We start from the raw sequence: 15204 nt of genomic DNA on the forward strand, positions 1-15204 counted from the left end.
CTCCATGACGTTCGCGGCCACCCGCCCCATCCTCGACCAGCTCGGCTACACGATCCGCTACGTGCAGCTCCCCGGAGAGACCCTGCACGAGCCGCCGGTCGAGGGCGCGCTCCGCGTGGTCCCGGCCGAGGCGTCCGACGAGTTCGCGCTCGAGGTCGTCGACTACGGCACGGCCCGTCGCCTCGCCACCGCGCGCGGCGAGGAGGACGCGGTCGAGATGCTCCGTCGGTTCCTGAACCGGCCGTTCCCGGCTCCGCGCGACATCGCCCGGCACGAGCTCGACGGGCTCCGTGACCGTGCGGCGTCGACGTACCCGCAGCTGGCGCAGCAGGTGTCACAGGCCGGCGAACAGGGGCTGACCATCCAGATCCCCGCGGGCGTCCCCGTCGACCGCATCGGTGGTCCGGACGGCTACCTGCTGCACCCGCTCGACACCCCGCTGCCGAGCCGGTCGCTGCCGCCGCACGTCGCCGGTGTCCCGGAGACCCACCGCTACCTGGTCGAGCGCCCGTTCATGGTGAACGTCCGCTTCGTGCAGCCGTGGTTCGAGCAGCCGGGCGGCGCGCTCCGCTTCCAGATCGCCGACCCCACGGTCACCGTGCGCGACCTCGTCGTCGACGGTGCGCTGGCTCGACTCCGCGTGGTCTGACACCTCGCACGACGCAGATCGGCCCGCACCGCGCATTCGCGCAGTGCGGGCCGATCGCCGTTGTGCGGCGTTACGCCTGGTCGGGACGGTCGTACTGCGCACCGGCCGGGTTCGGCGGCAGGCAGCCGAACACGATCGCGGCGATGCCGACGAACATCCCGATGAGCCAGAGCGGACCGGCGAGGTTCGCGTCGTGCACGCGGCGCCACCCCAGTGCGATGTTCGGGATGAGGGTCGCGAGCCACCAGAGGCCGTACAGGACGAGCAGGATGAAGATCCAGGCCGGGGGCGAGCCCTCGCTGTGCGTGTAGCCGTACTCGTCGGTGGTGGACGTCGAGGCGCTCCACGAGATGATGCCGGCGATGAACCCGCCGTACAGAACGAGGGTCACGATCGCGTTCGCCAGGATCCAGTACCAGTACTCACTGCGGCTGGCGCGCCCGTCGAACCTGGCGTACTTCTTGAAGAAGCGCGTGAAGGCGTCGAGGAACCCTGCACCGTAGAAGGGTGCCCACAGCGGCGGCGCTCCGTCGGGCCCGACCGGGATCGGCGGACCGGCCTGCGGGTACGGGTCGGCGTACTGCTGGCCGTACCCGGGCTGCTGGCCGTACCCGGGCTGCTGCCCGTACCCGGGCTGCTGGCCGTACCCGGGCTGCTGCCCGTACCCGGGCTGCTGCCCGTACCCGGGCTGCTGGCCGTACCCGGGCTGCTGCCCGTACGGACCGGGCTGCTGCCCGTACCCCGGCTGCTGCTGCCCAGCATCAGGTTGCCCCGACGGCTGGTCGCCGCCGGGCTGGCCCCACTGCGGTGTGTCGTTGCTCATCGAGCGCCGGTGGGTCGGTCGTAGCGCTCTCCCTGCGGGTTCGAGGGCAGCAGGCCGAACACGATGCCGACGATGCCGACGAAGATCGCGATGATCCACAGGGCACCGGGCAGGTTGGCGTCGTGCAGGCGTCGCCAGCCGAGGGCGAGCGTCGGGATGATGATCGCGAGACCCCAGAGCAGCGCGAGGATGCCGGCGACCACGAAGAGCGCAGACGGGCTGGTCACCGTCGACTGCACGCTCGCCGAGGTGTCCGTCGACATCGACACCGTCGAGCGCTCCGAGGTGGCGAAACCGATGCCGTACAGGATGCCGAGCACGATGCCGACGATCACGTTCGCCAGGTACCACCACCAGAACTCACTGCGGCTCGCACGTCCGCTGAAGGTCGCGTACTTCTTGAAGAAGCGTCCGACGGCCTTGCCGAAGGAGATCCCGTACCAGGGGGCCCAGATCGGCGGCTCGCCGTTCGGTCCGGTCGCCGGCTGCTGGCCGTACTGCGGCGTTCCGTTGTACGGGTTCGGCTGGCCGCCCGGCTGCTGGCCGGACGGGTTCTGCGGGTACTGGTCACTCACGGTGTCCCCCTCGATCGTTGGCTGGTAGTCGGGTCCGAGTCAACCAGAACCGTCGCGAGGCCGCCGCTCGTCACCCACGGTGGGGTTCGTCGTACCGCTGCCCCTGCGGGTTCGAGCCCATCAGACCGACGATCAGCGAGAACAGGACGCCGAGTGGCGGGATGATGAAGAGGAAGGCGAAGTACCCGCTCAGGTTCACGTCGTGCAGTCGTCGCACCGTCAGCGCGATGAAACCGAGGGCGCAGGCCAGGGCCCACAACCCACTCAACCCGTTCGACGCGTCGTCGAAGAACGGCAGCACGTCGAAGAACCCGCCGACGATGCCGGTGGCCGCCGAGCCGATGACGTACCAGAGTGCCCAGAACCAGAACTCCGACTGGCTCGCGCGGCCGTCGAACCGGACGTACTTCTTCCAGAACCGCGGGAACGCCTGCACGAACGGGATCCCGTACCAGGGTGCCCACAGCGGGGCTGGCGCTGACCGGTCGGCTGCTGGCCGTACGGTCCGGGCTGCTGGCCGTACGGTCCGGGCTGCTGGCCGTACGGGTTGTGCGGCGGGTACTGGTCACTCACTGGTTCGTTCCTTCCGGGGACGACTGCGATCACCGTCGAGTCTGGCAGCGGCAGCGACCGGACGCGTCCCCCAGCGGAGGACAGCACAGCAACAGCGCTCCGACAGCGCTCCGACCAGCTCAGGGCAGCAGTGCCAGCTTGCCGCCGGGGTGCCCGGACTCCAGCAACTCCGCGGCCGCCTTCGCCTCGGCGAGCGGGAACGTCCGCGCCACCGGGACCTCGAGCTGTCCGGCCCCGGCCAGGTCGATCAGTCGCTGCCGGACCGAGTCGCGGAACGCCTTGCTCGCTGGCTGCGCCCCACCGACGGCGGCGAACCCCGCCTCGGCGGCACGCGCCTGCGCGGCGATCGTGACGATCCGGTCGCGATCCGCGACCACCGCGAGCGAGACGTCGACGGCCTCGTCGGTGCCCACGCAGTCCAGCGCCACGTCGATGCCGGAGGGTGCGAGCGACCGGACCCGTGCCTCCAGGCCGTCGCCGTACGCGACCCACTCGCCACCGAAGCGTCGCACGACGGCCGCACCGTGCTCGGAGGCGGTGCCGATGACGCGCGCGCCGAGCAGGCGGAGCTGCTGCAGCAGGCTGACGCCGACGGCTCCAGAGGCGCCGTGCACCAGCACGGTGTCGCGTCCCGCGGCACGGGTGACGCGCAGCATGTCCGCGGCGGTGGTACCCGCGAGCAACAGGTTCGCCGCCTCGGGGAAGCCGAGCCCGACGGGCTTCGCGAAGACGTCCGCTGCCGGGACGGTGAGGGACGACGTCCAACCGCCGGCGACCCGGAACGCCAGGACCTCGTCGCCGACCGCTCCCCGCCGGACGCGATGGTGGTGTCCGGTCCGACCGCGGTGAGCACGCCGGCGACCTCGTAGCCGACGGGTACCGGCAGGTCGGCCGGATCACCCTGCCGCGTGTGCTTCGTGTCGGCGGGGTTCATGCCGGCGGCGCGGACCGCGATGGTGACCTCGCCGGGTCCGGGTGCGGCGACCTCGGTGTCCACGAACTCGAGGACTTCGCTGCCGCCGAACCGCGGTGCCACCCAGTGCTTCGTCATGCGGCCGACGCTACGCCCCGATCCGCCGACGCCGTCAGTACCCGAATGACTGACGGCGCCGGCTCTCTCACCCGTCAGTGGTCCTCCAACGGGAGTCGACGTCGTGTACGGGAGGTTCGTGCACGGAGCACCATCACGGCGATGCCGCCGAGCAGCATCACGCCGGCCGCGGTGAGCGGGATCGTCGGATCGCTGCCGGTGAAGGCCAGTTCGGTCGTGCCGCCACCGTTGTCGCCGCCGACCACCGGGACCGCGGGAGCCGTCGAGGCGGGACCGGTGGGCACCGGGGCCGAAGCGGTCGGCGTCGGCGTCGCGGTGGGCGCCGGCGCGCGGACGGTCACGACGTAGGTCTCGGTGTCCGGCGGTGCGGTGCCGTTGTCGACCGTGATCGTCACCGTCGTGGTGCCGGGCGTGGTCGGCGTGCCGGAGATGACGCCCGTGTCCGGGTTGATCGTGAGTCCGGGCGGCAGGGTTCCGCCGTCGGAGTACGTGGGTGCCGGGTTGCCGGTCGCGGTGACGGGGAACGAGTACGGCGTGCCGGCGGTCGCGTCGGTCGGGGTACCCGAGGTGATCGTCGGTGCGACGCTCTCGGACGGCGTTCCGGCAGCCGGGCAGTTCGTCGGCCGGGTGATGGTGTTGTCGTCGAGCGTCACCGCTGCGTTCCGGGCGAGCAGTCGGCCGACGACCGTCGCACCCGTCGTAGCGGTCACGGACTGGTCGGCGAGGACGGTGCCCTGGAACTGTGCGGCACTGCCGATGGTCGCGGAGCTGCCGACCTGCCAGAACACGTTGCACGAACTGGCGCCACCGGTGATGACGATCCTGGTGCCGGACCCGATCGTCAGGGTCGACGCGGCCTGGAACACCCAGACCGAGTCCGCGCTGCCGGCCAGGGTCAGCTGGCCGGTGTTCGCGAGCTGCAGCGTGTCACCGTTGTAGACGCCCGGGCTGAGGCTGAGCCCGTTGAGCTCCTGGAGCCCGGTCTGCGTCGGCGTCAGCGAAGCCGCCACGTTGTACGCGGTCGTGGTGTCCGACTGGGCCTGCGCGGCCGCGGCGTCGGTCTGGTGGACGGTGCCGTTCACGGTCCCGTTGCCGGTGCCGCCGAAGCCGGTGATCGAGGTACCGGGGGAGACGCCGAGGTCACCGTTGACCACGGTCGGCCCGGTGTTCGTCACGGTCTGCGCGCCGAGGACGCCGTAGCTCGCGGCGGTGCCGAGACCGACGGGGCCGTCGATGATGGTGGCGGCGGACGCGGCCGAGGAGGCGCCGAGGGCGAGCGCCGCGGCGAGCGCGATCCCGGTGCTGGCGACGATGAGCGGACGGAGGATGAGGGTTCTGGCCACGACGGCCCCTGCCTGTGATGGCGAAGTGCCGAAAGAGCGTCGGAGACACCCGGCGTTCACCGTGTCCCGAGCGTGTCCGCATCGCATGTGTTCCGGGGTCCTGACTCCCAGGTTCACCCGGATCAGCCGATACCGGACAGAACCGGTCCGTCCTGGTCGACGACGGCCGTTCGGTATCGTCCTCTCATGCCGCGCGCCGCGATCGTCGTCAATCCCGTCAAGGTCGACCTGCGGGTCCTCCGCAACACCGTCACGGCCGAGGAGGAGCGGAACGGCTGGGGTCCCACGACGTGGTTCGAGACCGCGGCGTCCGACGACGGCCGCGCCGCCGCGCTCGATGCGCTCGCCACCGCGCCGGACGTCGTCCTCGTCGTGGGCGGCGACGGCACGCTGCGGGTCGCGGCCGAGGTGCTGCACGGCTCCGGCGTGCCACTGGCCGTGCTCCCTGTCGGCACCGGGAACCTGTACGCCCGGAACCTGCGCATCCCGCTGAACGACGTCGCCGGCTCGGTCCGAGCCGCCTTCAGCGGGACCGATCGGCCGGTCGACCTCGCGTTCGCCGAGCTCACCGACCCGCAGGGCACGACGACGCGCCACGCCTTCCTGGTGATGGCGGGCATCGGCCTCGACGCGAACATGGCGGCCAACACCAACGCACGGCTCAAGAGGCGGTTCGGCTGGCTCGCGTACTCCGACCCGATCATGCGGTCCGTGATCGGCAACCGGCAGATCGACCTGCGGTACCGACTCGACGACGGTGACACCCGGACGATGCGGGCGCACACCGTCATCGTCGGGAACTGCGGCACCCTGACCGCCGGCGTCCTGCTACTGCCCGCCGCGAAGCCGGACGACGGGGTGCTCGACGCGGTCGCGTTCCGCCCCGGTCGGACGGTCGGCTGGGCCGGCGTCGGCTACGGCCTGTCGCTGAACCGCTTCTTCCACCGGACCGGGTTCGGCCGGTTCCTGTCGTGGCTCATCCCGGACACCCGGACGCTGCGGTACACGAGCGCACGGGTCCTCGACCTCGAGCTGGACCAGCCCGAGCAGGTCCAGCTCGACGGCGACCCGTTCGGAACCGTGGTCGCGGTGCGGCTGGCGGTGGACCACGGCGGACTCACCATCCGGGTGGGGCCGTCGCGGTGACCACGTGATGACGGGAGGCCCGGTGCCAGCTGGCACCGGGCCTCCCGTCATCACTGGGCCGTGTCGAGAGCGTCAGCCGCGCGCGGTACGCACCCGGTCCGCGAACGCCGCGTGCAGCGGGTGCTCCGCGGCGAGGCCGGTGATCTGCGTCACCACGTCGGCATCGGACGCGTCCGAGGCCAGGAGCGCCTGCAGCTCGACGCTCTGCTCGTCGTCGGCGACGTCGAAGCGGAGCGCCGCGCCCATCGCGTCGAGCAGCGCGGTCGGCTCGGTGCCGTCCTCGGCCAGCGCCGCGGCGGGCGAGACGAAGCGCTCGTCGCGCGACAGCTTGCGGAGCGGCTGCCGGCCGACGCGTGTCACCGTGTCGGGCAGGTGGGGGTTCTCGAACCGGGCGATGATCGCCTGGACGTAGGCGCGGTGCACCTCGGGGTCCAGTTCGTGGCGACGGACGAGCAGGTCGCTCGTCTCTGCGAGGACGGACTCGAGCCTCGGAGCGCACGGCGGGGATCGCGATGGCGTCGGAGATCTTGTCGGCCCCGGCGACGAAGCCGTGGTACGCGACGGTGGCGTGCCCGGTGTTCACCGTGAAGAGCTTCCGCTCGATCGAGGCAGCGAGGCCGTCGACGTAGTGCGCGCCGGGGATCTCCGGCTCGTCCCCACCGAACGGCGTGCGGTCGATGGCCCACTCGAAGTAGGTCTCGACGGTGACGTCGAGGCCGGCGCCGTCGGGCTGGGCCGGCACGATGCGGTCGACGGCGGTGTTCGCGAACACGGCCTTCGCGAGCGCCGCGTCACGGCCCTCGGCCGGGAGCGCGTCGACGACGAACTCGCGCAGACGGTCCGTGGCGTTCAGGGCGTTCTCGCACGCCATCACGGCGATGGGCGCAGCGTCCGCGTCGCGCTGCTGGAGCGCTCGCGCGATCACCGGGGCGATGAACTTCAGGACGTTCGGGCCCACCGCGCAGGTGACGATCGCGGCAGCGGCGATCTCGGCGACGACGCCGTCCTCGTCCTGCGCGCTGTTCAGGGCGCGGAAGTTCGTGACCTCGTGGTCCTCGGCGCCGGTGCCGACCTCGTGCACGGTGTACGAGTCGGCGGCGGCGAGGGCGTCGATGAGCGGCGCGGCGACGTCGGCGAAGACGACCTCGTAGCCCGCTTCGTGCAGGAGCAGGCCGACGAAGCCGCGGCCGATGTTGCCGGCACCGAAGTGGACGGCGGTGCCCCGGTCGGTGGTGCTCACTCGTTGACCTCGCCGAGGATCGACAGGATCGCGCTGGTGTCGGCCGCGTCGGTGAGCTTCTGGACCTCGTCCTCGTCGGAGAACACGATCGCGATCTTGGACAGGATGTCGAGGTGCTCGTTGTTCACGCCGGCGATGCCGACGACGAAACGCACGGGGTTGCCGTCCCAGTCGATCGGGCTGGCGTAGCGGATGAACGACAGCGCAGAGGACTTGATGGCGTCCTTCGCGTCGTTCGTGCCGTGCGGGATGGCGAGGAAGTTGCCCATGTAGGTGGACACGCTCTTCTCACGCTCAAGCATCGCCGGGTAGTAGTCCGAGGTGACCGCGCCCGCAGCCTCGAGGATCTCGGCCGCTTCCTTCATCGCCTCCGACTTGGTCGGCGCGGTGTCCTCGGTGTGGATCCGGATCTGGCTCTCCTGCAGGACGGGCATCGTGGTTCTCCTTGGTGTTCGAGGTCGTGTCGGAGGGGACGGGGGTGTCCCCGTCCCCTCCGATACTGCACTTCGTTACTGGTGGTGGCGTTACTGGTTCTTGAGCTGCTCGACGACCTGGTCGTACTGCGGCGCGTTCATGAAGTTGCCGACCGACACGTGCTGCGCGTTCGGGTTCTTCTGCTTGGCGCGGTCCGTCAGCTCTTCCTGCGTGATGATCAGGTCCTCGTCACCGGAGAGGTTCGCGATCGCCTTGTTGGAGACCGTGACCCCCTCGATGCCCGCCTTCTTGATCTTGTTGCGCAGGACGCTGGCGCCCATCGCACTCGAGCCCATACCGGCGTCGCAGGCGAAGACCAGGTTCTGGACCCTCGTCGCAGTGGCGGTGGTGCCCGACGCGGCGGCCTCTTCGGTGCTGGCCGGGGCGTTGCCGCCGAGCAGACCCGCGGTGGCCGAGTTGACGTCGCGGCCCTTGTTCGCCTGGAGCTTCGCCATCGCGGCGCTCATGTCCCCGTCGTTGCCCATCTCGCGGTCACGCTTGCGGGTGGCGAGGAGGAAGAACGACGCGACCGCGAACGTGACTGCCGCGGACAGGACGACCGACAGGGTGACGCCGAGGAAACTGTCCCGCGGCGTGTTCAGGAACACCGCGAAGATCGATCCGGGGGACGCAGGTGCCGTCAGGCCGGAGTTGAAGATGACGTTCGTCAGCACGCCCGTGCCGCCACCGAGGATGACCGCGATGAACATGACCGGCTTCTGCAGCACGTACGGGAAGTAGATCTCGTGGATGCCGCCGAAGAACTGGATGATGATCGCGCCGGGGGCGGTCGAACGGGCGATGCCGACACCGAAGATGGTGAACGCCAGCAGCAGGCCGAGGCCGGGGCCGGGGTTCGCCTCGAGCAGGAACAGGATCGACTTGCCCGACTCCTTGACCTGGTCCACGCCGAGCTGGTCGAGCACGCCGTGGTTGATCGCGTTGTTGAGGAAGAACACCTTCGCCGGCTCGATGAACACGCTCGCGAGCGGGAGCAGGGAGTGGTTGATCAAGAACTCGACAGCTGCACCGAGTGCGGTCGCGATCCCGGTGAAGACCTTCGACAGCCAGAAGAACCCGGCCAGGAACAACCCGAACCCGAGGATGCCGGCGGCGTAGTTGTTGACCAGCATCTCGAAGCCCGGCTTGATCTTGCCGTCCCACAGACGGTCCAGCTGCTTGATGATGTACGCACCGAGCGGCCCGCAGATCATCGCACCGAGGATCATCGTCGAGTCGGACCCGAGGATGACGCCCATCGAGAAGATCGACCCGACGACGGCACCGCGGGTCTCGTAGACCATCCGGCCACCCTGGATCGCGATCGCGAGCGGGATGAGGTAGGTCAGGATCGGGCCGACGACACCGACGACGCTGCCGTCACGGGATCCACCGAGCGCGGCGACCGGCGTCCAGCCGTCCGGGATGAAGAAGGCCGTGATGATGCCCCACGCGATGAAGATCGCGATGTTGGGCATGACCATGCCGGAGAGGAACGTGCCGAACTTCTGAACGGCGACGCGTGCGCCGCCCCGCGACTTCGCGGGTGCGTCGGGCGCTGCAACGGACGACGTTGTCATGTGCGGTGACTTTCTGTGTGGTGGGACTGCTGCGGTGTGAAGGGGTGGTGGTGCTGGGTGGATCAGACGGCGTGCGCGGCCGCTGCGGCGGACTTCGCGGCCGCCGCCGTGGACGCGGCGAGTGCCGCCTGGGCCATCTCGCGGGCCTGTTCGAGCGTGTGCTGACCGAGTTCGGCGCGCACGTCGGCCAGGGCCGCGGGGGTCATGGAGAGGGTGGTGGCGCCGAGGCCGACGAGCACGACGGCGAGCAGCGGGTCGGCGGCGGCCTCACCGCAGATGCCGACGGGCTTGCCCGCGTCGGCACCGGCCGCACCGAGCTGCGCGACGAGGCGCAGGACGGCGGGGTGCCACGGGTCCTGGTACGACGCGACGGTGCCGAGCATGCGGTCGGCGGCCATCGTGTACTGGGTCAGGTCGTTCGTGCCGATCGACACGAAGTCCGCGTTCTGGAACACCTGTTCGGCCATCAGTGCGAGCGACGGCACCTCGGCCATGACGCCGGCGGTGCGGATGCCGAGCCTCGCGGGCCAGGGTGACGAAGTACTCGGTCTCCTCGGCGTCGGCGACCATCGGGGCCATCACCCAGAGGTCGGCCTCGGTCGCGGCGTCCGCCTGGGCCAGTGCGACGAGCTGGTCGCGCAGCACCTCGGGGTGGTTCCGCAGCGCACGGAGTCCGCGACGACCGAGCGCCGGGTTCTCCTCGTCCTTGTCGGTGAGGAACGGCAGCGGCTTGTCGGCGCCGGCGTCGAGCGCACGGACGACGACCTTCTTGCCCGGGAACGCAGCGAGGAGCTGACGGTAGGACTCGGTCTGCTCGTCGACGGTCGGCGCCTTCGGCGAGTCGAGGAAGAGGAACTCGGTGCGGAAGAGCCCCACGCCCTCCGCACCGAGAGCAACGGCACCCGCGGCGTCGGCGGGGCTGCCGAGGTTCGCGAGCAGGGGCACGACGTGACCGTCGGCCAGGGCACCGGCGGTGAGCGGTGCTGCGGCCGCGGCGAGCCGGTCGGAGATGCGCTGCTCGACCTCGGCCACGAGCGACTCGGACGGCTCGGTGACGACCGTGCCGGCGACGGCGTCGACGACGATCGACTGACCGTCGACCAGGTCGTCGGCACCGGTGACGCCGACGATCGCGGTGATGCCCTTGGCGCGGGCGAGGATCGCGGTGTGCGAGGTCGGTCCGCCGTCGCGGGTGACCAGCGCGAGGACCTTGTCGAGGTCCAGCAGAGCGGTGTCGGCCGGAGCGAGGTCACGGGCGACGAGGACGAACGGGGTGTCCGACTCGGGGACACCGGGGGCGTGCACGCCGCGGAGCTTCGCGATGATGCGCTGGGCGACGTCGTCGAGGTCGGCTGCGCGCTCCCCATGTAGCCGCCCATGCCGACGAGCAGGTCGCGGAACTGGGCGAACGCCTCGTACACGGCGCGCTCGGCGTTGGTGCCGCCGTCGATGCGCGTGTGCACGTCGTCGAGCAGGGTCGGGTCCTGCGCCATGAGCGCCTGCGCCTCGAGCACGGCCTGGGCGTCGCCGCCGGCGAGCTGTCCGCGCTTGTTGAGGTCCTCGGCCACCACGGCCAGTGCGTCGTGCACGGCCTGCTTCGCGTCGTCCGCCGAACCGGTCAGGGCGTCCTTCGACGGTTCGCCGAGCGGGTCCGCCATGCGGAGCACGGGGCCGTGGGCGACGCCACGACCGACGCCGGTGCCGAGCAGTTCGGACATTCGAGACTCCTTCATCTCACACGCGCTTGCGGTGGGGTGTTCGTTCGGTGCGCGCACGGCTGAGACGGGACCTCGCCGGTGCGGCTGAGCAGCACACTACCCCGATCCGCGTTGACAAACAAACACATCCGGGGATAAAAATGCAGAAACAGATGCCCGTTTGCGTCTGGCGGCCAGCCGCTTCGGCTCGGTTCCGTCAGGTTCGTGCCCGGTCATGTCCGTTCCGTTCCGACCAGGAGACGACGAGGTCCGATGTACGCACCAGAACGCCACCAGCGCATCGTCGAGCAGGCGCGCGCGCAGGGGCGGGTCGACGTCAAGGACCTCGCCGAGCTGCTCGAGGTCACTCCAGAGACCATCCGCCGCGACCTGACGAGCCTGGAGCGCCGCGGGTTGGTCCGACGCGCCCACGGCGGCGCGATCCCGGTCGAGCGGATCACGATCCACCCCGGCGTCGGCGACCGCGGCGGCATCAACCAGGCCGAGAAGATGGTCATCGCCGAGGCCGCGCTCGAGGAGCTGCCGGAGAACGGCTCGGTCATGATCGACGCCGGCACCTCCACCATCTGCCTCGCCGAGATGCTGCCGACCGACCGCGGACTCACCGTCGTCACGCACTCGCTCCCCGTCGCGATGGCCGTCGCGATGGCCGTCGCGAACCGCCCGGGCATCGACCTGCACCTGCTCGGCGGCAACATCCGCAGCGACTCCCTGGCCGGCGTCGGAACGTGGACACACCAGCTCATCGGCATGGTGAGCGTCGACGTCGCCTTCGTGAGCATCAACGGGATCACGCCGGAGCGCGGCCTGACGACCCACAACATGGCCGAGGCCGCCGTGAAGTCGGCGATGATCAAGTCCGCCCGCCGGAGCATCCTGCTCGCCGACCACACCAAGTTCGGCCGTGAGGAGTTCGGCCGCGTCGCACCCCTCGCCGCCATCGACACGATCATCACCGACCCCGCCGTCAACCTCGACCTGGTTCGCGAGGTCGAGGCCGCCGGCACCGAGGTGTTCTGGCCCGGTCGACCCTGACCGCTCGCCCGACCCGCCCATCCGGCGCTCGCTAGCATGAGCGCACCACCCATCGACAGGAGTACATCGATGTCCGAAGCCACCCGCACCGTGACCGTCGCCAGCGCGTCCGGCCTGCACGCGCGCCCCGCGTCCCTCTTCGTCCAGACCGTGACGGCCTCCGGCCACCAGGTAACGATCGCCAAGGGCGACAAGTCCGGCAACGCCGGCAGCATCCTCGCCCTGCTCGGCCTGGGCATCGAGAACGGCGACGAGGTCAGCCTCACCGTGACCGGCGACGACGCCGAGACCACCGCCGACAGCCTGGTCGAGTTCCTGCAGACGGACCACGACGCGGCCTGATCGCGCGGATCCGACGGACGGGAGGCACGGTGCCAGCTGGCACCGTGCCTCCCGTCCGTCATGCGGCGGCCCGTACTGCCGTGCTCGACGAGCCCCGTCCGGTGCGGTCCGCAGGCTGTCGGCGCCCGCCGATAAGGTGGTCGGCATGACACGCCTGCGCCTCGCATCCGTCAACGTGAACGGCGTCCGCGCCGCCTTCCGCAAGGGCATGGGCGACTGGCTCGCCACCCGCGACGTCGACGTGCTCGCCCTGCAGGAAGTCCGTGCGTCGAGCGAGGACCTGGCCGGTCTGCTCGGAGACGAGTGGGACATCGTGCACGACCCGGCGACCGCCAAGGGCCGGGCCGGCGTCGCGATCGCCTCGCGACACTCCGCCCAGATCCACCGCGTCGCCCTCGGACCGGACGAGTTCGACTCCGCCGGCCGGTGGCTCGAGGCCGACTACGAGATCGGCGGCACCACGGTCACGGTCGTGTCCACCTACGTCCACTCGGGCGAGGTCGACACCCCCAAGCAGGACGAGAAGTGGAAGTTCCTCGACGCCATGACCGAGCGGCTGCCCGCCCTCCGCGCGCACAACCCGCTCGCCGTCGTCGTCGGTGACCTCAACGTCGGGCACGACCAGCGCGACATCAAGAACTGGAAGGGCAACGTCAAGCGAGCGGGCTTCCTGCCGCGCGAGCGTGCCTACTTCTCGCGCTTCTTCGGTGCCGACGGCGAACCGGTCGAGGGCGCCGACGGCTCGACGGGGCAGGGGCTCGGCTGGGTGGACGTCGGGCGTGCGCAGGCCGGCGACGTCGAAGGGCCGTACACGTGGTGGTCCTGGCGCGGTCAGGCGTTCGACAACGACACCGGCTGGCGCATCGACTACCAGATGGCCACGCCGGGCCTCGCGGCGAAGGTCACGGAGTACACGGTCGACCGCGCCGCGGCGTACGACCAGCGATGGTCCGACCACGCTCCCGTGGTCGTCGACTACGAACTCTGATCCCCACTCCTTGCGCTCCACCTGACCCACAGGAACACCACCATGACCAAGACCCGCATCTTCTCGGGCATCCAGCCGTCCGCCGGCTCGCTGCACCTCGGCAACTACGTCGGGGCGCTCATGCAGTGGCGCGACCTGCAGGACGACTTCGACGCCATCTACTGCGTCGTCGACATGCACGCGATCACCTCGCCGCAGGACCCGGCCGAGCTCCGCGCGAGCACCCGGGCGACGGCCGCGCAGTACATCGCGTCGGGCATCGATCCGACGAAGTCGACGCTGTTCGTGCAGTCGCACGTGCCAGCCCACGCCGAGCTCGCCTGGGTGCTCAACACCCTCACCGGGTTCGGTGAGGCGAGCCGGATGACCCAGTTCAAGGACAAGTCGGCGCGGCAGGGGTCCGAGGCCGCGTCGGTCGGGCTCTTCACGTACCCGGTCCTGATGGCCGCCGACATCCTGCTGTACGACACCAAGGTCGTGCCGGTCGGAGACGACCAGCGCCAGCACGTCGAGCTCACCCGCGACCTCGCCGGACGCTTCAACTCGCGGTTCGGCGACACGTTCGTCGTGCCCGAGGCCCGCATCGGCACCGAGACGGCGCGCATCTACGACCTGCAGGACCCGACGAGCAAGATGAGCAAGTCTGCGGCGTCCGACAGCGGCCTGATCCGGCTGCTCGACGACCCGAAGCGCACCGCGAAGAAGATCAAGTCGGCCGTCACCGACGACGAGCGCGAGATCCGCTCCGACCGGCAGGCGAAGCCGGGTGTGACGAACCTGCTCGCGATCCTGTCCGCCTTCAGCCGGACCCCCGTCGCCGAACTCGAGGCATCGTTCGCGGGCAAGGGCTACGGGGACCTCAAGGGCGCGGTCGCCGACGCCGTCGTCGCCGAGCTCGAGCCGGTCCGCACCCGCACGCTCGAGCTGCTCGACGACCCAGCGGAACTCGACCGGCTGCTCGCCGTCGGCGCGGACCGTGCCGAGTCCATCGCCCAGGAGACCCTGGCGCGCGTGTACGACCGGATCGGGTTCGTCCCGCGCTCGCGCGGCTGACCGTGCTGCCGGTCACGCTGGAGTCCGCCCGGGTCCGACTCGACGTCCCGACCCGGGCGGACACCGCGGCGATCACCGACGCCTGCCAGGACCCGGACATCGTCCGCTGGACGACGATCCCCACGCCGTACCGCGAACAGGACGCACGGACCTTCGTCGACGCCCTGGTCGGTCCTGGCTGGGCGTCGGACCGCGAGTACACCTGGGCGATCCGTCGCAGTGGGTCCTCCTGGCTCGAGGGGATCATCGGGTACCGCACGGCCGGCCGCGACCTGGGGTTCTGGCTGGCGCCCTCGGCCCGCGGCGCCGGCTTGATGCGCGATGCGGTCGAGCTCGTCGTCGACTGGGCCGTCGCCGACGGGGCTCCGGACGTCTACTGGGAGTGCTACGAGGGGAACACAGCGTCGGCCGCGGTCGCCCGCAACGCCGGGTTCTCGTTCACCGGCGTCGGGCCCGCCCGGATCCCCGGACGCGACGGCGGCCCGACGACCGCTTGGACCGCCCTGCGCCGTGCCGACGGCGCGCCCGCATCGGACCTGGCGTGGCCCGACGCTCCGTGACGCAGCGCTCCGTGACCCGGTCCCGCATGACGCCGCGTTCACGACGATGACGCG

At 70.7% G+C, this 15204-nt stretch carries 14 protein-coding genes and 3 pseudogenes; 7 read left to right on the plus strand and 10 right to left on the minus strand.

Annotated features, from left to right (window positions below; all coding sequences use genetic code 11):
- The first annotated feature begins 4 nt into the window (after positions 1–4).
- On the plus strand, positions 5–649 hold the full coding sequence (locus JN350_RS15310) for a TNT domain-containing protein (RefSeq protein ID WP_111086631.1): 645 nt from the start codon (positions 5–7) through the stop codon (positions 647–649).
- A 70-nt stretch (positions 650–719) separates the two neighbouring features.
- On the opposite strand, the gene JN350_RS15315 is transcribed toward JN350_RS15310, so the two are convergent.
- The 6 genes and pseudogenes from JN350_RS15315 to JN350_RS15335 all read right to left on the minus strand — a co-directional run bounded on the left by JN350_RS15315 (position 720) and on the right by JN350_RS15335 (position 5014).
- Complete coding sequence (locus JN350_RS15315; RefSeq protein WP_205462726.1) at positions 720–1472, minus strand: DUF805 domain-containing protein; 753 nt, start codon at positions 1470–1472, stop codon at positions 720–722.
- Positions 1469–2047 carry a DUF805 domain-containing protein gene (locus JN350_RS15320; RefSeq protein WP_205462727.1) on the minus strand — a complete coding sequence of 193 codons (579 nt, stop codon included), beginning with the start codon at positions 2045–2047 and terminating at the stop codon, positions 1469–1471. The genes JN350_RS15315 and JN350_RS15320 overlap by 4 nt, the downstream gene beginning before the upstream one ends.
- A gap of 70 nt (positions 2048–2117) precedes the next feature.
- A complete protein-coding gene (locus JN350_RS15325; RefSeq protein WP_205462728.1) occupies positions 2118–2483 on the minus strand; it encodes a DUF805 domain-containing protein in 366 nt (121 codons plus the stop codon).
- A gap of 256 nt (positions 2484–2739) precedes the next feature.
- Positions 2740–3276 (minus strand): zinc-binding dehydrogenase, encoded by a 537-nt coding sequence (locus JN350_RS21130; protein WP_461963153.1) that lies wholly within the window; start codon positions 3274–3276, stop codon positions 2740–2742.
- Positions 3277–3482: 206 nt separating this feature from the next.
- Positions 3483–3671: pseudogene (locus JN350_RS21135) on the minus strand (alcohol dehydrogenase catalytic domain-containing protein); the annotation flags it as partial.
- A 74-nt stretch (positions 3672–3745) separates the two neighbouring features.
- On the minus strand, positions 3746–5014 hold the full coding sequence (locus JN350_RS15335; protein WP_205462729.1) for an ice-binding family protein: 1269 nt from the start codon (positions 5012–5014) through the stop codon (positions 3746–3748).
- Positions 5015–5200: 186 nt separating this feature from the next.
- On the opposite strand from JN350_RS15335, the gene JN350_RS15340 reads away from it, so the two are divergent.
- Entirely contained in the window at positions 5201–6160 is a 960-nt protein-coding gene (locus JN350_RS15340; protein WP_205462730.1) for a diacylglycerol/lipid kinase family protein, read from the plus strand.
- Between the two features lie 72 nt (positions 6161–6232).
- Here the strand turns inward: JN350_RS15340 and JN350_RS15345 are convergent.
- The 4 genes and pseudogenes from JN350_RS15345 to ptsP all read right to left on the minus strand — a co-directional run bounded on the left by JN350_RS15345 (position 6233) and on the right by ptsP (position 11172).
- Positions 6233–7400: pseudogene (locus JN350_RS15345) on the minus strand (mannitol-1-phosphate 5-dehydrogenase).
- A complete protein-coding gene (locus tag JN350_RS19745) occupies positions 7397–7834 on the minus strand; it encodes a PTS sugar transporter subunit IIA (RefSeq protein WP_123313772.1) in 438 nt (145 codons plus the stop codon). Before JN350_RS19745 ends, JN350_RS15345 begins: the two are co-directional and overlap by 4 nt.
- A 90-nt stretch (positions 7835–7924) precedes the next feature.
- Positions 7925–9454, minus strand: coding sequence for a PTS mannitol transporter subunit IICB (locus JN350_RS15350; protein WP_240347356.1), 1530 nt, complete (start codon positions 9452–9454; stop codon positions 7925–7927).
- Positions 9455–9516: 62 nt separating this feature from the next.
- Positions 9517–11172, minus strand: a pseudogene (ptsP, locus tag JN350_RS15355) (phosphoenolpyruvate--protein phosphotransferase).
- A 252-nt stretch (positions 11173–11424) separates the two neighbouring features.
- Between ptsP and JN350_RS15360 the strand changes: the two are divergent.
- From JN350_RS15360 to JN350_RS15380, 5 genes are all read left to right on the plus strand, one after another.
- A complete protein-coding gene (locus tag JN350_RS15360; protein ID WP_205462731.1) occupies positions 11425–12207 on the plus strand; it encodes a DeoR/GlpR family DNA-binding transcription regulator in 783 nt (260 codons plus the stop codon).
- 36 nt (positions 12208–12243) lie between these two features.
- Positions 12244–12549 carry an HPr family phosphocarrier protein gene (locus tag JN350_RS15365; RefSeq protein ID WP_461963157.1) on the plus strand — a complete coding sequence of 102 codons (306 nt, stop codon included), beginning with the start codon at positions 12244–12246 and terminating at the stop codon, positions 12547–12549.
- 145 nt (positions 12550–12694) lie between these two features.
- Complete coding sequence (locus JN350_RS15370; protein ID WP_205462732.1) at positions 12695–13537, plus strand: exodeoxyribonuclease III; 843 nt, start codon at positions 12695–12697, stop codon at positions 13535–13537.
- A 42-nt stretch (positions 13538–13579) separates the two neighbouring features.
- Positions 13580–14590, plus strand: coding sequence for a tryptophan--tRNA ligase (gene trpS / locus JN350_RS15375; RefSeq protein WP_111084195.1), 1011 nt, complete (start codon positions 13580–13582; stop codon positions 14588–14590).
- 2 nt (positions 14591–14592) lie between these two features.
- A complete protein-coding gene (locus JN350_RS15380) occupies positions 14593–15150 on the plus strand; it encodes a GNAT family N-acetyltransferase (RefSeq protein WP_205462733.1) in 558 nt (185 codons plus the stop codon).
- The last annotated feature ends 54 nt before the right edge of the window (positions 15151–15204 follow it).

It is taken from the genome of Curtobacterium sp. 24E2, from assembly GCF_016925595.1.
Classification (GTDB): Bacteria; Actinomycetota; Actinomycetes; order Actinomycetales; family Microbacteriaceae; genus Curtobacterium.